This is a genomic window from Microcoleus sp., assembly GCF_041354475.1.
In the GTDB taxonomy this organism is placed as follows: Bacteria; Cyanobacteriota; Cyanobacteriia; order Cyanobacteriales; family Microcoleaceae; genus Microcoleus.
Map to the genome: position 1 here is coordinate 30211 of NZ_JBGJZU010000035.1, position 23098 is coordinate 53308.

Annotated in this window: 16 protein-coding genes and 1 pseudogene; 6 read left to right on the forward strand and 11 right to left on the reverse strand. The window is 43.8% G+C overall.

Annotation, left to right across the window (positions count from 1 at the left end):
- The first annotated feature begins 158 nt into the window (after positions 1-158).
- On the forward strand, positions 159-1874 hold the full coding sequence (locus tag ACBR23_RS14810; protein WP_371119649.1) for a hypothetical protein: 1716 nt from the start codon (positions 159-161) through the stop codon (positions 1872-1874).
- A 97-nt stretch (positions 1875-1971) separates the two neighbouring features.
- On the opposite strand, the gene ACBR23_RS14815 is transcribed toward ACBR23_RS14810, so the two are convergent.
- Positions 1972-2709, reverse strand: coding sequence for a class I SAM-dependent methyltransferase (locus tag ACBR23_RS14815; RefSeq protein ID WP_371113995.1), 738 nt, complete (start codon positions 2707-2709; stop codon positions 1972-1974).
- A 95-nt stretch (positions 2710-2804) separates the two neighbouring features.
- A complete protein-coding gene (locus ACBR23_RS14820; protein ID WP_371113994.1) occupies positions 2805-3059 on the reverse strand; it encodes a hypothetical protein in 255 nt (84 codons plus the stop codon).
- A gap of 54 nt (positions 3060-3113) precedes the next feature.
- Between ACBR23_RS14820 and ACBR23_RS14825 the strand changes: the two are divergent.
- From ACBR23_RS14825 to ACBR23_RS14835, 3 genes and pseudogenes are all read left to right on the forward strand, one after another.
- A pseudogene (locus tag ACBR23_RS14825) lies at positions 3114-3251 on the forward strand (helix-turn-helix domain-containing protein); the annotation flags it as partial.
- A gap of 481 nt (positions 3252-3732) precedes the next feature.
- Positions 3733-6276 (forward strand): mannose-1-phosphate guanyltransferase, encoded by a 2544-nt coding sequence (locus ACBR23_RS14830; RefSeq protein ID WP_341736280.1) that lies wholly within the window; start codon positions 3733-3735, stop codon positions 6274-6276.
- A gap of 179 nt (positions 6277-6455) precedes the next feature.
- Entirely contained in the window at positions 6456-7013 is a 558-nt protein-coding gene (locus ACBR23_RS14835) for a single-stranded DNA-binding protein (RefSeq protein ID WP_371113993.1), read from the forward strand.
- A gap of 278 nt (positions 7014-7291) precedes the next feature.
- On the opposite strand, the gene ACBR23_RS14840 is transcribed toward ACBR23_RS14835, so the two are convergent.
- The 3 genes from ACBR23_RS14840 to lipB form a co-directional block, all read right to left on the reverse strand.
- Complete coding sequence (locus tag ACBR23_RS14840; RefSeq protein ID WP_371119648.1) at positions 7292-7636, reverse strand: hypothetical protein; 345 nt, start codon at positions 7634-7636, stop codon at positions 7292-7294.
- 342 nt (positions 7637-7978) lie between these two features.
- Positions 7979-9379, reverse strand: a complete 1401-nt coding sequence (locus ACBR23_RS14845; RefSeq protein ID WP_371119647.1) for an FAD-dependent oxidoreductase — start codon at positions 9377-9379, stop codon at positions 7979-7981.
- A gap of 83 nt (positions 9380-9462) precedes the next feature.
- Positions 9463-10137 carry a lipoyl(octanoyl) transferase LipB gene (gene lipB, locus ACBR23_RS14850; protein ID WP_341736278.1) on the reverse strand — a complete coding sequence of 225 codons (675 nt, stop codon included), beginning with the start codon at positions 10135-10137 and terminating at the stop codon, positions 9463-9465.
- Positions 10138-10287: 150 nt separating this feature from the next.
- Between lipB and hpf the strand changes: the two genes are divergently transcribed.
- Positions 10288-10941, forward strand: a complete 654-nt coding sequence (hpf, locus tag ACBR23_RS14855; RefSeq protein WP_371113992.1) for a ribosome hibernation-promoting factor, HPF/YfiA family — start codon at positions 10288-10290, stop codon at positions 10939-10941.
- Between the two features lie 115 nt (positions 10942-11056).
- Here hpf and ACBR23_RS14860 read toward each other — a convergent pair whose 3' ends face one another.
- From ACBR23_RS14860 to ACBR23_RS14880, 5 genes are all read right to left on the reverse strand, one after another.
- Positions 11057-11515, reverse strand: coding sequence for a peroxiredoxin (locus ACBR23_RS14860; RefSeq protein ID WP_371113991.1), 459 nt, complete (start codon positions 11513-11515; stop codon positions 11057-11059).
- Positions 11516-11702: 187 nt separating this feature from the next.
- Positions 11703-15368 carry a helicase-related protein gene (locus tag ACBR23_RS14865; protein ID WP_371119646.1) on the reverse strand — a complete coding sequence of 1222 codons (3666 nt, stop codon included), beginning with the start codon at positions 15366-15368 and terminating at the stop codon, positions 11703-11705.
- On the reverse strand, positions 15365-18409 hold the full coding sequence (locus tag ACBR23_RS14870; RefSeq protein WP_371119645.1) for a hypothetical protein: 3045 nt from the start codon (positions 18407-18409) through the stop codon (positions 15365-15367). The genes ACBR23_RS14865 and ACBR23_RS14870 overlap by 4 nt, the downstream gene beginning before the upstream one ends.
- A gap of 13 nt (positions 18410-18422) precedes the next feature.
- Positions 18423-18692 (reverse strand): YciI family protein, encoded by a 270-nt coding sequence (locus tag ACBR23_RS14875; RefSeq protein WP_371113988.1) that lies wholly within the window; start codon positions 18690-18692, stop codon positions 18423-18425.
- Positions 18693-18714: 22 nt separating this feature from the next.
- Positions 18715-19152 carry a DUF29 family protein gene (locus ACBR23_RS14880; RefSeq protein ID WP_371113987.1) on the reverse strand — a complete coding sequence of 146 codons (438 nt, stop codon included), beginning with the start codon at positions 19150-19152 and terminating at the stop codon, positions 18715-18717.
- 48 nt (positions 19153-19200) lie between these two features.
- Here ACBR23_RS14880 and ACBR23_RS14885 point away from each other — a divergent pair, with 48 nt between their 5' ends.
- The gene (locus tag ACBR23_RS14885; RefSeq protein ID WP_371119644.1) at positions 19201-19902 is read left to right on the forward strand and encodes a Uma2 family endonuclease; all 702 of its coding nucleotides are present in this window, start codon (positions 19201-19203) and stop codon (positions 19900-19902) included.
- Positions 19903-20191: 289 nt separating this feature from the next.
- Here the strand turns inward: ACBR23_RS14885 and pheT are convergent, their stop codons facing one another.
- On the reverse strand, positions 20192-22639 hold the full coding sequence (gene pheT, locus ACBR23_RS14890) for a phenylalanine--tRNA ligase subunit beta (protein ID WP_371113985.1): 2448 nt from the start codon (positions 22637-22639) through the stop codon (positions 20192-20194).
- Between the last annotated feature and the right edge of the window lie 459 nt (positions 22640-23098).

Consider the following 23098-nt stretch of genomic DNA (forward strand, 5'->3'; position numbering starts at 1 on the left):
GCGGTCGGTTGGCTAGCAGCGGCTGGCGATCGAGTAGCTTTGAGTGTAATAGTGCTATAATTACGGTTTTGAATTCCTAAATTTTTATTTTTTACCTGCTCCCATAAAAAAATAGCGTTAAACCATAACCCATAACCCATAACCAATTCCCAGTTGTCATGAATGACTCTTTCTCCCTAGTCAATACCCTCTCAGAACCGCTGCGCCAGCCATTTTGGTGGGCAGCCCTAGCTTCTATAGGTCTTCATGGAGTGCTCGGAGTTAACGCGCCTCGGATCTCAAATCTAATTTATGGTGGCAATTCATCAAAAAACTTGCCCGGTTCGGTTGGGTTCGTGGAGCTAACTCCAGCAGAGGTAGGACGACTGCCCCAAAGCATACCCCCACTCGCATCCAATGCGAAACCACCATTTTCGCTCGTCGCACCAGTTCCCCTACCACGCAACATCACCCCGCCCTTACCGCCAGCCTCGAACCCCATTAACTTACCAGCCCTCCCACCGGGAATGCCACCTCCGGGATTCTTTGCCCCTGCGCCTCCATCTCCTCTCCCTTCCTTAACTCCCCCCATACCTCCGAAAGCTCCATCTCCCACCATCAAAAATCCCGCTCCTCAAACCCCCGTAGCCATCCCGCCACAGCCTCCCAGCAATCTCATCCCCCCCCCATCCCTCGGTAATTTCTCTCCGATTACCCCGCCTCCACCACCATCGGACACGCAAACCCCCCAGCCTCCCGGAAGCCAGGTGGATGAAGGGGAGTCTCTAGAAAAATTGCGAAATGCTCAGGGTAGACTGCCACTGTTTCCAGATGGAGCTGTAGTATACACCCCGCAATTCCCCATTAGAGGTACAAATTCGGAGTCTGGCAACTCACCACAATCGACTCAACAAGATCCAAATCAAGAAAATCAAGTCACAGAAAGTCCTGAAGAAAGAGCTAGGAGGCAACAATTTGAGCAGCAACAAAAACAGCTAGAACAGCAGGGAAATCCCGGACAAAACTCATCCAAGGATTCCGACAGAAATCTGGCTGCTGCAACTACATATATTGCCTTGTTTGAAAGATTCAAAAAAGCTTATCCTGACTTGGAAATGACTGGACCGACGCTTGTGAATGTCCCTTATCCCAAAACAGCTTGTTCGCAAAAACTGGAAGGGAAAGCAGTATTTGGTGCAGTTGTCAACCCCCAAGGGCTGCTGAGGGCAGAACCTCAAACCATTGCCCTGACGGGTTCCAATATTCTCGACGATGCTGCTAAATTTGCAATTATTAATCCTCAATTCATACTTCCACCAGCCAGCACGCACAAGCTTTATCAATTGGCTGTGGCATTTAAATATGATGAAAAGGTTTGCAGCGGTATTCCTGTAACTCCCTCGGCAACCCCAGCAACGGGACCATTGCCCTCCCCAGATCCCACAGCCGCGCCCCCTAGTCCAGGGGGAGTGAAGCCGCAGTTTGAGAAGCCTCCACGGGACTCCAGCAAACCCAAACCAGGAGTCAAGCCATCGCCTTTACCTCAACCCCAGTCAACGGCTAAACCATCGCCTTCAGCTCAACCTAAACCAGAAGCGAAGCCATCGGCATCTCCCTCTCCTTCTTCTCAACTGAAACCAGGGGCTAGAGACTTAGTGTTACCTGAACCTGAGCCATTGCCTACAGAGTCACCGATTCCTGAACCGCAGCCAGTGCCTACAGAGTCACCGACTCCTAAACCTGTTGTTTCTCCGACTACGGAAGCGTCGCCGACAGCATCTCCATCTCCTGCTGCTTCTCCTGCTGCTTCTCCTGCTGCTTCTCCTGGGGCTGCACCGTCGCCGACTACGGAAGCGTCGCCGACAGCATCTCCATCTCCTGCTGCTTCTCCTTAGTTGCGGGGCGGGGATGGTTAGTTTCTCATCCTAAACATGGGTGATGGCAATCGCTTTTTTTGACTATTACCGATCGGCATTTGCCTCCTGTAATGGCTCAATTGTATTGCACTTTATACATTTGAAATAAATCGCCACTTTGTTTTTTTACTATCTTTGCACCGGCAGTTTTAATCAGTTTTTCCCAATCTTCAATTCCTTCTAAAAATACTTCCCCTGCTCGATAGGTTTCCAAAATTGCCCAATCTTCTGCTAAGGGAGCATTAGGGTTGAGGACATCAAACACGAAGTGACCTCCCGGCTTTAATACTCGCTTAACTTCTCCCATGACAATAGCCCAATAATCTTTGGGAAAATAGCAACTAAAGCCGGTGGCGATGCACAAATCGAATTGATCCTCTTCGTAATTTAGGCGATGAGCGGGGGCAAGTTCTACGCCTTTAAATAGTTTAGAATTGAGTTGAGGACCGCGGGCGTTTAAGGCGTCTCGTGCGGCGCTGCTGATTTCTTGGCCGTAAAAAAAGGCTTCCCAATCGCGCCAAGGGTAGATTAGAAAGCTGACTCCGCAGCCAATGTCTAAACAGCGCTGATTTTTTTGGGGTTTGGCAATTTGCCAAAAGGGAGAAACTGTTTTGGCTTGGAGGGTGCCGGCGATGGATTCCCGAAAAATCGGCATGGCTTCGACTTCTTCGGGGAAAGGGAAGGGTTCTCCTCGGTATTCGTGATCGAACCGGGAAGCAACTGGCGAGAGTAAAGGTTGCCAGCTATCTGATTTGTCCTTAGCAAACCAAGTTGGCTCTGGACTGGTGGCAAGGCGATCGGACTTTTTAGACATTCTTGAATTACACTCTTGGATAGAGATTTGTCGCGATACAAAGGTCGCGATTAATCATGAATTAGATTCCCCCTACCTTCATGTCGGGCTGTCTCTCACCTTTTGGAGGCTTTGAGGGCCTTTGTAAAGTTTTGGCGATAGGGCTTATTAAAAATTAATGCTGGCCATAGCAGGGCTAGCTTCAGGCGATTGGAAAAACTTCTGTCGAAGTTAGTGCGATCGAAACCCTTCCAAAATTTCCAAATACCTGCACCGTAAGCGATCAGTAATGCCAAGCTAATTAAGTTACTCATCAACAAAATGGGTTTGAAACCCCGTCCTGTGAGGACGGCTTTTCCACAATTTAACACATCTCACGAGATCGGTATATGAGTTAACCAGCCTTTAAGTAGCGATTCTATCGGACTCCCGAACCAGAAACCTCGATCGCCCCGATGATAGGCTGTACTCGCCTGGTCTACAACGGTGGCTGGAGAGTTCCGACAGAGGCTTGGTACAAAGACAAGCAACGAGTGGCTACAACGATATTTCAGCTATATTGACTCTTTGGAATCAGAACCCGGAACTCGAATTCCTCCTAGGCGCTTCTATCTTGTAGATATCAAAAAAATCCGATCGATCATCAATTATCAAAATAATAATTAAAAATTTTAATGAGTATATAATACTACTAAGTTGCCAAATTGTTTGATTTACAATTCACAAACAACTCATAGCTTTTTGTAAAGCTTCTGGTACAGTACGGCTGACCTCTAACTGGTTGAATACTGTAATGAGGGAGGTTTTAAAAGCTCGTGAAAAGGTTAAATGTTATATAATCCTACCAAAGGGGTTAAAAGGCTGGGGAAGGTACACGCTAAAGTTTCCAATATCCGTACAGAAATCAAGTTGATGTCAATCTTATGTAGCAGACTCACGGATAATTAATTAAGACGTGATAGCTGAGGGCTGACCAAACAATTTTAAGTTTGAGATTTTTGAGTTAAAAATGACTAGGAGTGCTTTTTAAGCAAGGAGGATTTTATGCGTGCAGTGCTGATGGCTGGGGGGTCGGGAACGAGGCTCAGACCTCTGACGTGCGATTTGCCAAAACCGATGGTGCCTATTCTTAATCGCCCGATCGCACAACACATTATCAATTTGCTAAAAAGACATCAGATTAGGGAAATTATTGCGACGCTGCACTATCTTCCTGATGTCATGCGCGAATACTTTGGAGACGGCAGTGAATTTGGCGTACAAATGACTTACGCTGTGGAAGAAGACCAGCCCCTGGGTACCGCAGGGTGTGTCAAAAATATTGCCGAATTGCTCGATCGCACTTTTATCGTGATTAGTGGCGATAGTATCACAGATTTAGACTTGACGGCTGCTGTGCAATTTCACCGCAGCCAGAAATCCAAAGCTACGTTAATTTTAACTCGCGTTCCCAACCCCATGGAATTCGGAGTGGTGATTACTGACGAAAATCACCGGATCAATCGCTTTCTGGAAAAACCTTCTAGTAGCGAAATTTTCTCCGATACTGTGAATACCGGCACTTACATTTTAGAGCCGGAAGTCTTGGATTACCTGCCGCTGGATGTGGAATCTGATTTCTCGAAAGACTTGTTTCCGCTGTTGCTAGAAAAAGGTGAGCCGATGTACGGTTACATCGCTGAGGGTTACTGGTGCGATGTCGGCCAGTTAGATGTCTACCGGGAAGCTCAGTATGACGCGCTGCGGGGAAAGGTGAAATTGGATTTGAGCTACTACGACCAAGTGCGATCGGGATTGTGGGTAGGTCAGAATACTTTTATTGACGATAGTGCGATCGTGGAAGTACCCGCGATGATCGGCAACAATTGTCGCATCGGAGCTAGAGTCAAAATCGAAGCCGGTTCGGTGATTGGAGATAACGTAACTGTGGGGGCCGATGCCAACCTCAAGCGTCCCATCGTGTGGAACGGAGCAATTATCGGCGAAGATGCTCATCTCAGGGCCTGTGTGATTTGCAGGAGCACTCGCGTAGACAGGCGGGCTCACGTATTAGAAGGGGCTGTGGTCGGTTCCATGTCCATAGTCGGAGAAGAAGCCCAAGTGGGACCGAGCGTTCGCGTCTGGCCTAGTAAAAATATTGAATCCGGCGCTTTGTTAAATAGCAATTTAATTTGGGGAGAACAAGCTAAGCGGAATTTATTTGGTCAACGGGGGGTTCAAGGACTAGCCAATGTAGATATTACCCCGGAATTTGCGGTGAAATTGGGCGCTGCTTATGGTTCTACTTTGAAACCAGGTTCTTCGGTATCGGTGTCTAGGGATCAGCGGAGCATTTCCCGGATGGTTTCGAGGTCTTTGATTGCTGGTTTAATGTCGGTGGGAATTAGTGTGGTCAATTTGGAATCCACAGCAATTCCGATCGCGCGCACGGTTTCCTGTACTCTGTCAGTAGCTGGTGGGATTCACGTTCGGATTTCGCCCGATCGATCGGACCACATTTTAATTGAATTTTTCGATACCAAAGGTATCAATATTACCAAAGCGGCGGAGAAGAAAATCGAGGGCGCTTACTTTAAAGAAGATTTACGGCGGGCTCTGATTCCGGAAATTGGGGAGATGTCGTACTTTAACCAATCTCTGGAGGTTTACTCCCGCACCTTTGAGCGGCAAATGAATGTAGAAGCCATTCGCTACAGTAATTCTAAGGTAGTTATCGATTACGTCTATGCAGTTTCGGGGGCAATTTTGCCACAAATGCTCGCCAAATTTGGTTGCGATGCGGTGGTACTTAATGCCAGTCTTAAACAAAGTTCTCTGAGCAATGGCGAACGGGAATATTTGCTTGACCAACTCGGTCGGGTGGTGAAAGCACTCAGTGCTAATTTTGGGGTGCAGGTTTCGGCCAATGGCGAACAGTTAATTTTGGTAGATGAGTCTGGGATAGCGATTCGTGGGGAAATGTTGACGGCGTTGATGGTAAATTTGATGCTGACTTCGCATCCAAAAGGTACAGTGGTAGTACCGGTCAATGCTTCTTCTGCGGTAGAGGCGATCGCCCGTCGCTATCAAAGTAAAGTAATCCGCACTAAAGCGAATCCCACTGCTTTGATGGAAGCTGCTAACAGGAATCCCAACGTGGTTTTGGGTGGCAGTGGAAATATGGGTTTTATTTTCCCCCAATTGCATCCTGGATTTGACGGAATGTTCTGTATTGCTAAAGTGATAGAAATGATGACGATTCAGGAGCGATCGCTAGGACAGATTAAGGCAGAACTTCCTCGCGTCACTCATCGTAGTTACAGCGTCCGCTGTCCTTGGACTGTCAAGGGTTCTCTGATGCGATATTTAGTAGAAACTCATTCCCCAGATAGTTTAGAATTAGTAGATGGAGTGAAAATATTTAACTCCAGCGATGACAATTGGGTATTAGTTTTGCCCGATGCTAGCGAACCGACAGTCCATATTTTTGCTAACAGTGAAGACCGAGATTGGGTATCTGAAACTTTGAAGGAGTACCGCAGCCTAGTTCAGGATTTTGTTAGCCAAACTGAGGCGGCTGTTCGCAAAGATAAATTTGGTAATGGGTAATTGGTAAGGGGGAATTGGTAATTGGGAATTGGTAATGCAAAAGTGAAAAGATAAAATGCGTTATTTTAAGTTTTACCTTTTTACTTGAAAGTCAATTCCCAATGCCCAATGCCCAATGCCCAATTCCCAATGCCCAATCCCCAATTCCCAATTCCCAATTCCCAATTCCCAATTAAGTTATGAATAGCTGCATTTTGTTGGTGGAAATAATTCAAGAACCACAACTCCGTTTTACTGCTGAAAATCAACTTCAGATCGCTGAAATGCTAGTGGAGTTTCCAGGTCCAAAACCTGAAGATCCGCCCGAACGTTTGAAGGTGATAGGATGGGGAAATTTTGCCGTGGAAATCCATGAAAAATATCATGAAGGCGATCGCGTGATTATTGAAGGCCGACTCAACATGAACACAATGGAAAGAGATGGTATCAAAGAAAAGCGAGCCGAACTGACAGCTCAAAAAATTTACAGTCTCGGTGCGAATGCGATGAACTCGGATCTCGCCCCTAGAACCGCCCCGGAACCAGCTCAAATTCGTGACAGCGCGCCTCAGACCGTGCCTAGCAATGTGGTACCTTTAGGCTCGCGAAACCGCAGTTCTAGCAACGCTCCTGGACCTGCTAATCGCACTTCTAGCTCTGATTGGAACTCCCATCAGTCTCCAAATTCTGAGTCCGATCGCTCGTCGGGTTCCTCTAACGAAGCTGACAATCCCGATTACGATCCAATTCCGTTTTAAGAAATAAAGTGCGTCACTGGATCTATCGGCCGATAGATCCAGTGACGCATTTTAATTTAAGGGCGATCGGACTTCAGGTTAGAAGGAGCATCCCATTTTTGCAAATATATCCGTAGGGGAGAAGCATTACGGCAGTAAGTCTCTGCTTATAACCAATAAACTATCTGCCGTAATGCGAGAGCCCCTCCAACATTGGGATGCACCCAGGTTAGACTGCGGTAGCGAAACGGATATCCCTTAATCCAGACCTATAGAGTCTACTGGTAGATATACAATTTTTACAGCTTGATAGTCAGAACTTTTTTCTTGCTTTTTTCGTCGCGCAGCACGACTGTATTGTAGGGTGATGTATCTGTCCCCAGCGGAATTGGCAGCTTAAAGGTGTGGCTTTTATGCTTAAGTTCGCCTAAATCAATGCTTTTCGATATATTGCCATCTGTTGCGAGATAAGCGGTCAGTTCGCCTTGATAATCTTCAATCAAAAAGTCTCTGAAGAAAACGACTTCCCCACCCTCGACATCGATAGCAAGGATGACCGTACCGCTAAACGTGGCGCCTTTTTGTTCTTCATCAACCGTCGCCATTTTAATTTCCGAGGGGTCTTGACCGGACATATCTGCCATAAATTTTTTCTCCTGAGAGGAGTGCGATTAACTAACAAGAATCCTACCTAACACTAAGGGCGATCGCAAAACTCTTAGGACGTATTTCTACATCTGTCTTGCTTCTGTCTCAGGTTAGAGAAGCCCCCGATCCGGTATTAGATCGCTAATTCTCTCAGTTATATCGTTTCTGGTTGCATCGGAATGATTTAACCGCAGAGAACACAGAGGACACAGAGGGATAAAATAGAGGTCTTAATAATTCAGATGCTACCGAACTTGATATCAAACCTTTGGCTTCAACTGCAAACTTTTACGCAGAATTGACCAATACAGGATATTCCAGGTTCCTAGCGCAATCAATCACGTCTTTGGTTGATGTGGTTTCGATTGATTCGCCAGTACCTGCTTTAATACCTGCAACAGAATGCGAGGTTGAAATAGTGTGGTAGTAGATTTGAGCATATGCAAAACTTGAAAAAAACTGAGTGTAGTTTGAGGATCGCGCACAGTTAAATGAATGACTTGGTTCATGTACCATCCCATCAACTTTTCCGGGACACTATGAGCCTTGGTGATACCTTGAATGGTAGGGTATTTAGCATCTTGACTCGTAGCGGTAATCCAAGGTTCAGCATTAATTTTTGCCAGTTGTTTCTGAAATGTTTTTGCTAATCCAGTGAGGCTAGGTGAGGGCTGTCGGGCAATTTTTGCCAAGCACGCCTCTAAGGCCTTGACTCCCAATGCGACTACAGTCATGCCTTGAGCATAAATGGGTGTGAAGGAACAAACAGCATCTCCTAAAACCACAAAGCGTTCGGGCTGTCGCTTCAGAGTTTCGTAGTGGCATAACCGATTGCCTGGAGAATGGTAAATTTCAATCGGTGTAGAAGGTTTTGCGTGCTTAATAGCGTTGTAAATCATCGGGCTGGGTAAGTGATCGATCGCATCCAAAAGGGCAGCTTCATCTTTTGAGGGGCGGTGGGGTAAAGTGCCACAGAACCCCAGAATCCAACAGTTATTTTCAATGGGGAACAGGACAGCCATCGAAGTGCGTTCGGGTGGAGAGGCTTGCAGATAAACGGCTTTCCAATCGGATTGAAATCCTGCGGGAATCTCATATGTGCGACCGGTATATCCCATGCCCGCTGTAATCACTGTTTCCTTTGGCACCTCATAGCCCAATGCTTTCAACCATTTGGGGGCTTGTGAACTATAGCCACTGGCATCCACCACAAAATCAGCGAGCAAGGTTTGCTCTTGAGTCTCTCCGTTTTGCTGACGTTGGCGGAATCTCACTCCTGCAATGCTAGTTCCATCAGGAGTGGAAATGAGTTGAGTTACATAAGCTTCCTCCTGGAAATGAAGGTGACTTACTCGTGCTAATCTACGGTAAATTAACCAATCCAAAATGTGGCGGCTAAAAGACAGCACTGTAAATCCAGAGGGGAAACGAGTATTCCAGCCAAAAGGGTTGAGCCATTTCACATCGCTTCCCATATCCAGCGTTACGGCTCCTTGAGCGATTAATTCTGCTTCTAAGCCTGGAAACAAATCTTCGATGATTTGACGACCTCGGCTTAGCAACAGATGAAGTTGAGTGCCTTGAGGAATGCCCCTGCGAGGTTCTGGTTGAAGAGGGAAGCGGTCTCGTTCAATGATTGTCACCTGTTCAAAATAATCAGTCAAAACCCTAGCTGTTAGGAGTCCGGCTATGCTTCCGCCAATGACTACCGCATGACGACCCAAAGCGCAATTTGCCATGATTTCTATTTTTTCATCCTTAAGAACAAGGCGTAACTCAGTGTCTCAAGTTGAGACTGACGAGGGTTTTTGATTTAAATATATTAGACATCTGGCATAAATTCCACCCCAAATACTTCTGCAAACTCCGCCACCACGATCGCCCGAACGCGATCGACCTCAATTCCAGGAATAAACTGCTCCAAACTCCCCACAGGTCGATCGGGAATCCCGCAAGGTACAATTTGCCCAAAACCAGCCAAATCCGGGCAAACATTTAAAGCAAAACCGTGCATAGTAATCCAGCGACTAACCTTAATCCCGATCGCAGCTACTTTGCACCCATCAACCCAAACCCCAGTCATCCCCGGCACCCGCGCCCCCGAAAGCCCCAAAACAGCCAGCACCCTCAGCAGCACCTCCTCCAACTGTCGCAAATACCAGTGCAAATCCTGCTGGTGACGGCGCAAATTCAAAATCGGATAGCCCACCAACTGACCTGGACAATGGTAAGTCACCTCACCGCCTCGCTCGACTCGGTGCAATTCCGGCGCAGTTTCGCCGTCAAATTTCAGAAATTCCAATTTCGCCCCCTGTCCCAAGGTGTACACAGGCGGATGTTCCAGCAAAATCAGCACATCCGGCAAATCTGGATTATCGCGACGCTCTTGCACCAGTTGTTGCTGAGCTTCCCAAGCTTGGGAGTAGGGTACTTGTCCCCAGTCAAGGAGCAAGCAGGATTGAGAATGTAGATGTTGAGGAAAAGAAGGGAAAATCATGAAAAAAATCAAGAGTGTTTTTACTGAAAATTTACCTAGTTAAAATTAAGAATTGTCAACAGATTAAAAAGATTTTCAAGATGAGTGTTTTGTAGAATACAAAGTGCTATTGTATAAACTATACCCACGTTAGAGAAGGGAGGGAGCTCTATGAAGCTTGTTATCCAGGGTAAAAATATAGAAATCACCGATGCGATTCGCGAGTACGTCAATCAAAAAGTGGAAAAGGCGGTTAGCCATTTTCAAAGTTTGACTACAGAAGTGGACATACATCTGTCGGTGGCTCGTAACCCCAGGATTAATCCTAAGCAGACTGCTGAGGTGACAATTTATGCTAATGGAAGCGTAATTCGGGCTGAAGAAAGTACGGAAAGCCTTTATGCCAGTATAGATTTAGTTGCCGACAAAATAGCTCGCCAACTGCGGAAATTTAAGGAAAAACGTCAGGACAACAAAACCACTACCAATGCTAAAACCGTGGCTGTGGTCGATGAACTTCCTGTGGTTGTGGATTTGATAGGCGATCGCACTCCCGAACTTCCAGCCGAGGTGGTACGGACTAAGTATTTTGCCATGCCTCCGATGACTGTGCAAGAAGCTTTAGAACAATTGCAGATTATCGACCACGATTTTTATATGTTCCGCAATGCCGAAACTAACGAAATCAACGTGCTCTACGAACGCAAGAGTCACGGTGGCTATGGAGTAATCCAGCCTCGGAATGCCAACGGTCATACTAATGGTAAAAATGGCAAAACTGCCCACAACGCTGCACCGGAAAAGTCAGGCGCTGCGAAAGGTTAGATAATTGCTATCACCAAAGAGAGGACTCAACTCCTCTCTTTGTCTTACTCTACCTCTTCTCTTCCTCTGTGTTCTCTGCGCTCTCTGCGGTTAAATCATTCCGATCCAATCATATCTAACTTTTAATACCTTCCAAAGTTTTGAGAGACTCTGCAACGTGGGCCTTAAAATCCAACATCGAGTCAAAAATATGCTTGACAACACCTTGTTTATCAATCACATAAGTTACTCGACCGGGCATAATCCATAGTGTAGCAGGAACGCCATATAATTGCCGAACTTTGTTACCAGTATCGCTCAACAACGTAAAAGGTAACTGATATTTAGTAGCGAATTTCTGGTGAGACTGCTGGGAATCATCGCTAATCCCAATTACTTCTGCACCTGCGTCTTTGAAAACTTCATAACTATCACGAAAAGCACAAGCTTCCGCTGTACATCCGGGTGTGTCGTCTTTGGGATAGAAGTAAACGATAACATTTTTTTGACCCCGAAAATCTTTGAGGCTGACTGATGAGCCAGTTTGCGAAGTTAAGGTGAAATCCGGTGCGATGTCTCCTACTTTGACTGTCATATTTGTTTAAGTGAGTTTTTCGTTTGTTGATTATTATAGCAATCCTAAATCATTTGTGAATTTCTTACTCCCTCCCCTTAGTAAGGGGAGGGTTGGGGTGGGGTGAAAATATTTACCACTAATTTAAGATTGCTACATACATTAGTTAGTGGCAGAGGATTTTCAACCGCATATTAACGCAGATGAGTTAATTTGGATCTTTTGATAAAATCAAGTTGAGCACATTTAACTCGTTAGAGCTCAACAGGTACTTATCTGTGAACATCTTGGCTCGACTTTGTTCTAAACTGTAGCTTCTAAACACGATAAATGGGAAGTCTTTGTAATTGTGTCCGATCGGCATTACACTATCTACAGGATACATTGCTCGCATATAAGCCGACAAGATATCCCGAAACCGCCTGTCTTCCGGTTCTTCCAGCCCGCTGTCAGCAAAATACTCCTGCATTTCCTCCCCGCTAACGAAGGCAAACAGCGGTATGGCATAATAGCGATCGAACTGTTGACTAAGCTGTTCAAAATACTGAGTTTTCTCGACATCGCTGTTGAGAAATTGCAAAAGCTCGATCGCACCTCCTCTTATAGCAGATCGTACATTCTCCGGGGACGACTCGCTATCCCTAATTTGATACATTTTGTGCAACAACCGATTATCTACACATTTCTGAATTTGCTCGCGTAGCCGCATCTGGTATTTTTCCAGCAAATTTTTATTAGCCAGAGGCACTACCAACAAACTACCACAAACATGACCAATCTCTAAATTATCATAACTCAGCAAACCTGCAAGAGGATTGCACTTTTCCAAAAACTTCTTGTTAAAATCATCTCGCATTTCCAGGTAAGAATCGCCCTTGTGACGCGAGTTATCAGAATTTATCAAAAGAAACTCCCCACGCCCCAAAAGCTGTTCCAGGCTCGTATAAACCTCCTTTAACAACATATTTCCTCGGATGCTTTCGCTCTTTAGCGTTTTAATCAGAGAAGCCATCTTGTTACTAAAAGTATCTCCCACTGCGGAAACCGACTTACCGCCAATCGGAATCATCACAAACTTTTCCCTACCTAAATAACCATATCCCGAAATTCGCGTCATCACCGCAGTCTTCAGAATTAGCAGTAAATTCAACAAACTCAACTTACTTTCTTGTAAGGAAAGTTCTGCATCTGCATCATCAGCGTAATAAACCGCTGTATAAGACACGTAAAAAAGCAATTCTTTGTCTTCACCATCAAGGGTTTTACCATATTTATCTTCGCCGCGCCCCCGATAAATCACCTGTATCACTTCCATCAGATTTTTCTCAATTTGGAAGTGAGCAATATCAACTAAAATGTGCTTAGTTTTCGGGAAAGATAAGCCACGACTTCCCGATGCTGTCATAAAGATTACTTTAGCTGTATCTTTGCACTCTTGTATTTTTGCTTTCTCCTCTTCCGAGATATTCGCATGAATTTCTAGATAATCAGTAAACTGATTAAATTCTCGTTCTTTTTGAATTTTCTCAATCAATTCTGCCAATCTTTGCTTGCTTTGAATATAGACTATAATTTGTTCGACACCAGGTTGCGCCAATCGCTGATTGATATCCTGAATTATTTCAGATTGTACCCGGCTTACTAAATTATTATTCTCCTTTAAAGACGCATCTTCATTGTATTTAACAGCTTCTACAAATACTTTGTAAGTTATCTGCAAACTGCGGGCTGGATAAGAATTGGCATTGATTACCGTTGCGGCTAGATGATTAAATTTAAAAGGAGTGACTTGTAAAGGTTCAATTGCATCCGAATTTTTAGCTAACTTTTTAAAATAGATTTTATCCGGTTCATGGGAGGTATTTTCCAGGTGTTGTTTAATCACATCGGGGTCAACAATCGAAGCATCTGCTACAATAATTTTAGTATTAAAACCGTGTTGTGGCTTATGCAACTCATGCTTTTTAACCATCTTGGCAATTCCAGCTAAAAACTCAACGCCGCCGTCATCTCCAGTAATTTCATCTATCATAATGAAGATGTGTTTGATGCGGCTGGATATTTCTTGCATCTTAGCGGGGATGACTTGTTTATCCCGTTTGTTATAAGTATCTTGAAATATCTGTTCTAAATAATCAAGGGTACTTTGTCGATTTTCTTTCATCCTCAAAGATTGGATAGAAACCGTAGCTACAATATTGTTAGAAGTTCTACAGTTGATTAGGCTATAAATCCCATTACAAATACTATTTAGCACTCCCATAGTTTTGAGGCTAGCTGCTTCAATTACGGTTTCATTCTTTCTAGCAATTTGTCGCTGGTAGTTTTCTCTTACCTGAAGTTCGGGATTATCTTTAAGAAAATGAACCGTTTTTTCTGTAAAGTTTTCGCTGCGGCTATTTGAGCTATACTTGACTGTACGTTTTCCCGAATGGCTGGCAATAATGTCGGAGTTTGTGTTAATACAGAATAGCCGATTGTCGCACAGCAAACCAGTATTCTTATCTTTGAATTTCTCGATAATATCCAAGTTTACTTGTTTGCGGGGACTGACATATAAGAATAAGAAACCGTCGTCGATATGTGTTTTTAGGAAATTTGCGATCGCAGTTGTTTTCCCAATTCCCGGATTACCAGTCAAAAAGATATAAGTTTCATCAGATTGAAGCGCTTTTACAATTAATTTAGCATGAGCATTTCTCAAATGCAAGCCACGCTCAATTTGCAATTTATCTGCCAGTTCATCTGATATAATATCAATGGAATTAACAAAATTGTCTATTTTTTCAGAATGACATACAGGTTCAATAGTTTTGCCAATTTTTAACAGAGAATTGACCAATTTTTTGCCGTCTTTAAAACTGCGAGCTGCGTTAAGTTGAATAACATCTAAAACTTCGCTACGAGCGTCGCTAATTTCTTTACCTTTCGGTTCATTCTGATAAATTTTGGCACAGGTGGCTAACAGCTTAAGTTTGTCCTTGCGTAGGGAAATTGTGCTAATATTGCGATCGCCATAACCCACCACATTAAACAAAACCTCAGCATCTTGTCCAAGGATACCAGTTTGTTGCAGAAATCCATAGAAACTGTGAGCATAGCTACCAGCCTGAATCAACTTAACGCTTTCCTTATCCTTATACTTAAAAGCTGTGAAATAGCCTTTTAAATCCTCCGAAAAATCCACACCCAAAGTGCTAGTATCCATCCGCAGATTAGAAAACACACTTTTGGAGCGCAAATAGCTAATTTCTCTGAGCAAATATTTCCGCATCACCTCTATTTCGTTGAGATTATCGACTTTTTCCGAAGTCAACGGAGGAGTAAACGCAGATAAATCAACGCACAGAATTCTAAAATCATTCTCATACTGTAACAACATCAGAGTATCAGCTTGCAAAAACTCACCCGTTTTCTTGTTGTAGCGCCGGATGTAGGAGTTAATTTCATCATCAGATAAACTACGTTTTGCAGTTTTGAACTGAGATAATAGCTGTTTAAATACTTTTTTCTCATCCCTTTCATAGGTTCTGATACTGTTATCATTACTAAAATTGCACTGACAATAGACAATTTCCAACCTGTGCAAATTCCAGCCAGTAGATTTGACGTACTCCCGAAAAAAATTCAACCCACCAAGAAAGCCTTTTTGGACAAAAAACAAACTCCATTTTTCCGCGATTTCAGTATTTAAACTAGCCAGCAGATTAGCTTCTCTAATCATTTCCGCCATCATGTTTGGCAATTTGAGTTGCTGCAAATCCAAACGGTAGGAATCACCAAAATTATGAGCTAGCTTTTCCTTTTGAATATATGCCAAAATCCCAATATTGAATCCAACCTCAAACAGTCGTCCAAAATCTGCACTGATCATGATTGCGTACCTCCATCACCGACATTCAAGACTTCTCTTACCTTATTCAAAAATGCCAGCGAGTTAAATTCTGCATTCCCACCCGCATGATTAAATATAGATAAAGCACCAACAGAATCATCGCCAATAATCCGCTCGTAGGGGTCAAGTTTTAAACTAATATTGTGGCGAGCTTCATACCTGGAAAAGTGGAAGAGTGTGAGATAATGCAGCAAAGTATCTTTGATTTCACCATCATAAATCAAACCTTGATGAAGGTCTTGGTCATCCAGAATCCCATCGTATATATGCAATAACGTCGAGTAGGAAATCACACCGTTGTAAAAGTTTTTTTCTCCCGGCTGCTTGACTTTAATCCCGTTAAACAAGTTGAAAAACATTACAGCTTGCTGATTACCTTTTGCAGACAAGCTTTCAAGTTCCATTGCATCTTGAATGTAAAAAGATTTGCCTTTGTCGCCTAGAAAACTGCGGACAAAGTATTTATCAAAAAACATCGGATAAATTTTGATATCTCGGCGCTCTCCCTTCAAAGTTCGGAGCAATTTTTTTGACATGAAAGACATTTCCTCATCTTCCTCAGTCTTGGTAATATGCAGCGTACTCATGTAAGGTGCTTGGGAAATATATGCAAAATTCCGATATCCTTGTTGATAAAGCTGACTCATGACATCTTCAAGAATTACAGGTTCAGTATAAAGGCGGCTGACACTGTAATTCTCGGAAAAGGTTTTCAGCATTTCGACTTGAATTGTGCTGTCGTTTAGCTGATTGATTCCGACAACTTCTCCGATTAAGCTGGCTTGTCTTTGGAAGCGGTTTTGATTACCTCTTTTCGCATCGCTATCCCGACTGGAGACGACAATAATTGCTAACTTATCCAACTCTGGAGATAGCTGCACATTGTCGAAGCGAAACTTTTTAGGAAGGATGGAATACATGGAACTCAAACCGTTACGGACATGGAAACCATCAACTTTTTCTCTAATCCGAAATCCTTGAGAAGTTGAGCGGTGTTTTTCACTCAAAATGTGAGACAATGTTTTGGAAACGTTAGCCATAAATTCTTCTGACGGTGAAGGGTGTTTATGGACGCCTTCGTGAAGTCTCGCCATCGGAATAAATAAGTTTTCCGCTTTATTTTCTAGCAGTATTCTCATACAGATATAAGACAGCAGTAACATGGTAAACTTATAGACAAAAGCCGCCGCAGGTTGTAAACCTTTTTCGCCACTATCTAGTCGTCTGTCGTCATAGGGAAACAGGACTAATTTGGTATTAAAATGGTATTTGTAGATGTCTCTAGAACGCTGGGCTTTAGGTGCAGAAAGTATCGGCAAAACATCGACACCTTCTATATTATATTCCATGCTGAAAGTTTGACGTTCATCAGTAGGGAAATAGCGGACATCTTCTATGGTAATATTAACTGGTAGCTGACAGATTGCTGTTTCGCTGACAGTAGGCTGTTCGACTGCAATATAATGGAGTGTCTGCTTGTATTTTCGCTCCATAATGTCATTGAAAAATTTACCAGTCGTCAAAATATTGTCAATGTCTTCTAACAGACCCATTTTGAGGTTTACGTGTCTTGTTTCTGTTCGACTGGGCAAAATTGTCTGCCGTTCCAGAAAGCCTTTCAGCATTTTTTTAAGATGGCTGATTTTGTGCTTAATATTAAACTTCTTAAACCCTTCGATGAAGTTGCGAAATAGCTCTCTTTTCGCCTCGTCATCAGAACCTTGTAGGACTGGTAATACTCTTTGTTCAAAAATTGCGATCGGGTGATGATTGAGTTCAGCTTCAGCGTCGTAGTTTTGTGCTAGTGGGTTATGGCGAGAAGCAAACACAAAATAGTACAGTAATGCGATTCTTAACACCTTACGGGCGAAGGTTTCGGTAATTGAATCTATGGAATCTTCCCCAATTGCTGCTTGGTGTTCTTCACTATCTGGATTGAGTAGATTCAGATAATATTCAAATGCTTCTTTTCCGCCGCGCGCTTGAACTGGGTTGTTAAATTTGATTTTGAGACCAAAGATAAATTTACGTTCGCTTTGAGGAGTGTCGGTGCTTTCTCCCAAGTAACCTGCTACAATTGGGATAATTGGCAGTGCATCTAAAGCTTCCGCTCTGGCAAAAATTTCTCTGTAATTAAATCGGAATTCTGCATAATTCACTTCGTATTCGCCATCGGCTTTACTGCTGTCATTGATATACTTTTCGAGCAATCTGAGGCGACGAATCAAGTCTTCTAAATAGATGATACCTACAGTATCTGTGCTGCTAGCGCTGATGTGTTCTAGTAGATACTCCAGATAAGTAATTTTTGCTTCTTTATTCAGTTTTCCCAGAGTTTCTTTGTCTACCAGTCGGATCAATTTATGAAAATCTGAGTCTTGATTTTTAACCATCTCATCAAGACGATGATGAAGTTCTTGTCTGTCGTCGTTAGTATCGGCTTTTTCATTAATGTAGTTTTCCAAACCCTCTTTTAGCTGTTGTTGAAAAACATCAGTATTTCGCACCGCAATCGTCAATTTATGTAGCTTTAAAGTAGCGTGGCTACCAGAATCGAGGGGTTGCAAAGTTAGCTTTTCTTTTTCTAAAGAAGGGTGGCGTTTGCCAAAATCGTATTTAAAACCTAACTCTTGACCGTTTCCCCGAAAAGATGGTGAATTTAAAGGAGTAATTAAGCTAGTGACAAACTTTTCTATTGAAACATTTTGTGGCAACTTAGATTCTAAGTGTTGTCGTAAATACTCTTTGATCTGCTTGATTCTGTCGCCAAAATGCTCCTCAACTTCCTGGGGAAAATTGACTGTAGCAGAATGTGCTTGACGTTCAAAGGAACCCAAGGGTTTCCGCACTTCTATTTTGGCAACGTCAGCAGCAATGGCATCGATATCGACAATCAGACGACGACGATCATCCGAAAGACTAAACGGATTTTTCCCCCGCAAAACTTCTAAAATCTTGTCCAGCAAATCGCCATAGTCCACTGGAACTAAATCGCTGTCGTCCAATCTTAAGATGTTCACCCTGTTATCCCCTTCAAAAAGCTTGAATCCACTCTTTCACATCGTATTCAGTCCAAACCCCATTTACCCAATAAGGATCGGCTTCAACCAATTGTCGCACAGTCGCCTCGTTTTCGGCTTCGTAAATTGCAAAAACTTTGGTTAAATCTTTGGTAGGTCCGATCGCAATTAACACTCCCGATTCCTTCTGCTTAGCCAATCCTGCTAAATGAGCCTCTCGAAACGGAGCACGTTTTTCTAGGACATCTTCGCAGTAACTTCCCCACATCACATATTTAGTCATATTTGTCAACCTCTTGAACAATCTAAATTTCAGGCTGTTTATCCACAATCAATGCGATCGCCATTTTCATAATATCATCTCGGTTCACCATCTTGGCAATTTCTTCAACATCATAGATTCCTTCAAAAGCTTCTAAAGCCGCCGACTTCAACCCAGATTCATAGGCATCCTCCAAAGTCTCGACTAATTCCTCTTCCGTGAGATAAGTGCCTTTAGTTTTATGCCGCTTGTTGGTGCGTTGAATTTGCTTGACTGAATTAAATATCGAAGTTTCCCAAGACTTAGTAGTGCGGTTTTCAGCAACTTTTTTAATCAGATGTAATAGCAGAATGATACCATAACTGAAAATTTTGTTAAGTTTGTCGGACTTGCTCATTTCTTCTAATTCTGCGACTAACACTAAAGCCTCTGTAACCTTACCTTGGTGTAGTAACTCCTTTAATTCCATTAATTCTTCCATAAAATTTTATGTTGTTATCATTTAATATATTATACTAAAGTCCGGCGGTTGGAAACCGCTTTTGACCTCAAATTCGGATGTGGCGAAGCGCCCGTCATCCGAATTCGAGGTCAAACTACACAAACAAAACCCACCTCCGTGGGTTATAATATTACTAAATTCATAGAGGAGCAAGCTATGACTTTATTAGACATTCGCCTGTTGACGGTTCAAGAATATCACCTAATGGCAGAAATTGGGATTCTTGATGAAGATGAACGAGTAGAGTTACTGGGAGGACAGATAGTTAAAATGGCCGCAAAAGGAACCGCACACGGTGCAGGAGTAAAACGCACAGAGAAGTTACTGGAAAATCGTTTGGGAAATCGAGTTTTGGTGCGATTACAAGATCCTGTTCGGTTAAATAATTACTCGGAACCGGAACCTGATATTGCTGTGGTTATACCAGATCCACTTTACTATGAAGACCATCATCCAACTCCTTCTGAAATTTATCTGATTATTGAGGTTGCTGATACTACGCTGAGGACAGATTTGGGGATTAAAGCAAATCTTTATGCTCAGTCAGGAATTGCAGATTATTGGGTATTAGATGTTAATAATCGCCAACTTCACGTATTGCGAGAACCGAGTCAGGATGGTTATCAAAGTATAGCAGTTCTTGGGGATGATGCGAGTATTTCTCCTCTGCAATTTCCTGATATTTCTTTCGATGTGCGAGATATGTTGCGGCCTTTAATTACAGTTTAACGCTCTTTCCCTGAGTCCGGTAATCCGGCAGCCCCGCAGTCCGACAGTCCGACAGGGGTTGAAACCCCTGTCTCAAAGCTGAAGTCCTCTCAAGAGGACTGAATAGTTTATTAGTTAGGGCTTATGCAATCTCGACGACTTTGTTGCAAGGATTTGAGATTCTTAACTTCGCTCAGAATGACAAATTTACCTTGTAACGTGTAAGTTCTGTTAGTCCTCTTTAGAGGACTTTAGCTATTAGCCGGGGAATTGATTCCCCGGCGGCCTCATTGGTGACTGATGACCTATTTTAGCTTCTCAAACTAACGCCGAATTTCTCGACTAAAACATCGCGCACTTTTTGTTGGGCTGGTTCGACATCGGTGTCGCTTAATGTTCGATCGCCTGCACGATATACTAACCTAAAAGCTAAACTGCGTTGGCCCGCCGGCACGTTGTCGCCACGATATTCGTCGAACAATTCCACCGAATCTAGTAAGTTACCGGCGGCTTTTTTCATGGCGCTTTGCATATCGACAACGGGAACTTCAATGGGTGCGAAAAATGCAATGTCTCTGTCAGAAGCGGGGAAACTCGAATAACTGGTGAATTTGCTAGGGGCATTGTGCGATCGCTCCAAATTAGCTACTAGCACTGCTAAATCTAATTGAAACACATAAACCTGCTCTGGCAAATCTTTTTCTTGCTGCAATTGCGGGTGTAACTGTCCAAAAATCCCCAAAGGTTTCCCGTTTAAGGATAATGCAGCCGTGCGCCCTGGATGCAAGCGCGAATTAGAGGAATCACTCGCATATTCGACTACCAAACCCAATTGTTGAAAGGCACTTTCCAAAATACCTTTAGCCTCAAACCAAGTCAAAGGGCGATCGCGCCCAGATTGTTGCCATTTCCACACAGTCGGGTCGCCTCCAATAATCCCCGCAACTGCGTCTGCTTCCTTCATGGCATCCCCTTCTTTCCAGAAAATGCGGCCGACTTCAAAACCGTTGAGCGCGCCGTTTCCTTGCTCCAAATTGTAGGCGAAAGCATCTATCAAACCCGACAGCATTTCCGTCCGTAAAGCTGAATACTCGACAAACAGGGGATTTGCTAAAACCACCTGATCTTCTCCCTCAGTTTTCACTAAAGAATAGTGCATCAATTCTGTCAAACCGGCCGCCCGAAAAGCCGATCGCACATTCCGAATTGCCGCGTATTCTGGTGACAGATAACCTGGTTCCGTTTTGCTGGGTAAAGTCTCGCAGAAATTGTCATAACCGTGAAGTCTGGCAACTTCTTCAATTAAATCAATTTCCCTTTCTAAATCCCGGTAGCGGTAAGGTGGAACTACAACTGCAAATACCCGTTCTTTCTGTGCCGGAACTACTTCACAGCCCAAAGCTGTGAGAATGTTTTTTACTTCTTGCGGTTCCAAATATTCAGAACCACCTGTTTGGCCTCTTTTTAATTTGCCTAAAACTAGATTTATGCGATCGAGACGCAATTGGAGCGATCGCGAAAAAGTCAAATCATCCCCACCAGAACTGGCAGTTTTCTGCACCGTCACAGCGCCTCCCGCCAACTCCAAAATTAGGGATAGGGCGCGGTTGCAAGCTGTCGCCAAGGCTGCTTGATTCACTCCCCGTTCGTAGCGGATCGAAGACTCACTTCGCAGGCCTTGAGCGCGCGCTGAACGGCGAATTGTGGCTTGGTCAAAAATTGCTGCTTCTAAGATTAAGTTTTGGGTGCCGTCGTGCACTTCTGTTTCTTCGCCACCCATGACACCAGCCAAAGCTACGGGTTTGTCGCTAGCAGTAATTAGCAAATTTTGCGATCGCAAATTGCGGTTTTGTCCGTCCAAGGTTTTGAAGGATTCGCCTGTTTTGGCAAACCGAACACCGATGTTGATATCTGGATTGCCGGTGAAGGATTGCAGGCGATCGCGATCGAAAGCGTGCAGCGGCTGGCCCCATTCCAGTAAAATGTAATTAGTCACGTCAACTACATTATTAATTGGTCGCACTCCTGCCGCCTGCAAACGCTGCTGTAACCAAGCCGGAGACGGGGCGATTTTAACTCCTTCAATGGTTGTCCCCGTGTAAATCGGGCATCCTTCAGACTCGAATATTTCTACTGTTAAATTAGGACTGTTTTCCCCCTGAATTGCCACATCCGCTGCTGCGGGAATTCTCAACTTTGCCCCTGTCAGCGCCGCCACTTCCCGCGCCACACCAACCATACTCAAAGCATCAGCACGATTCGCCGTTGCTGTCAAGTCTAAAATGACATCATCTAAACCTAAAAGCGGGCGAATATCACTGCCCAATTCCGGGTTTTCTAAGTCAAATATGTGAATTCCTGCCGATTCTTTGGATAGTCCCAATTCTGCTAGAGAACAAATCATGCCGGCAGAGGGAACGCCCCGCAATTTCGCGGGTTTAATTTTTAAATCTATCTGAGATAAAAAAGTCCCGACTACCGCGACGGGCACGTAAATGTCTGCCCTAGCGTTGGGTGCGCCACAAACAATATTTAAAGCTTCTGGTTGGCCGACATCTACTTGACAAACTCTCAACTTGTCTGCATTGGGATGTTGTTCGATCGCCACTATTTTACCCAAAACCACGCCGTCGGCCCAAGTACGTCGGTCTTCGATCTCTTCTACTTCAAATCCTGCCATGGTCAGAGTTTCGGCTAGTTCTTCCGGGGCGATCGCCACATCCACCAATTCCCGCAGCCAATTTAGAGAAATACGCATAGTTTAGTTAGTAGTCATTAGTTATTAGTCATTAGTCCCTAGGAATTATCAAAATTTCTGACGCATACCTAATAGACATCTGGCAAAAAGCCAGTGTTGAACAGACAGGATGCCTGTTCCACAATAATTATAGGAGATGTCTGATGACTAATGCCTTCTGCATTCTACCTTCTGGCGAATACCATTTGTTATAACTATCTAGCCCCAGAATCAATCCAGGACTCGATATCATATTTAGTAAATATTGTCAAGATGTTTGAGCGATTTATCAGAAAAAACGATAATTTTCCCCAAAGGGAGATGGATCTTGGCGGATGAGTAACATTCTCATGCGAGAGAATGAGGTATGCTAGAGATATCGAAAAGTGCAAACAGCACCTAAGTTTAGAAAGACTTTACCGGGCAAGTTGACTGGTTGAACCCAGAATCCCCGTACCTGTATGTCGGGGAGTGTCAAAC

Coding starts and splice junctions, on each gene's coding strand:
- ACBR23_RS14810 (WP_371119649.1), top strand. CDS start 159: ATGAATGACTCTTTCTCCCTAGTCAATACCCTCTCAGAACCGCTGCGC.
- ACBR23_RS14815 (WP_371113995.1), bottom strand. CDS start 2,709: ATGTCTAAAAAGTCCGATCGCCTTGCCACCAGTCCAGAGCCAACTTGG.
- ACBR23_RS14830 (WP_341736280.1), top strand. CDS start 3,733: ATGCGTGCAGTGCTGATGGCTGGGGGGTCGGGAACGAGGCTCAGACCT.
- ACBR23_RS14835 (WP_371113993.1), top strand. CDS start 6,456: ATGAATAGCTGCATTTTGTTGGTGGAAATAATTCAAGAACCACAACTC.
- ACBR23_RS14840 (WP_371119648.1), bottom strand. CDS start 7,636: ATGGCAGATATGTCCGGTCAAGACCCCTCGGAAATTAAAATGGCGACG.
- ACBR23_RS14845 (WP_371119647.1), bottom strand. CDS start 9,379: ATGGCAAATTGCGCTTTGGGTCGTCATGCGGTAGTCATTGGCGGAAGC.
- lipB (WP_341736278.1), bottom strand. CDS start 10,137: ATGATTTTCCCTTCTTTTCCTCAACATCTACATTCTCAATCCTGCTTG.
- hpf (WP_371113992.1), top strand. CDS start 10,288: ATGAAGCTTGTTATCCAGGGTAAAAATATAGAAATCACCGATGCGATT.
- ACBR23_RS14860 (WP_371113991.1), bottom strand. CDS start 11,515: ATGACAGTCAAAGTAGGAGACATCGCACCGGATTTCACCTTAACTTCG.
- ACBR23_RS14865 (WP_371119646.1), bottom strand. CDS start 15,368: ATGATCAGTGCAGATTTTGGACGACTGTTTGAGGTTGGATTCAATATT.
- ACBR23_RS14875 (WP_371113988.1), bottom strand. CDS start 18,692: ATGACTAAATATGTGATGTGGGGAAGTTACTGCGAAGATGTCCTAGAA.
- ACBR23_RS14880 (WP_371113987.1), bottom strand. CDS start 19,152: ATGGAAGAATTAATGGAATTAAAGGAGTTACTACACCAAGGTAAGGTT.
- pheT (WP_371113985.1), bottom strand. CDS start 22,639: ATGCGTATTTCTCTAAATTGGCTGCGGGAATTGGTGGATGTGGCGATC.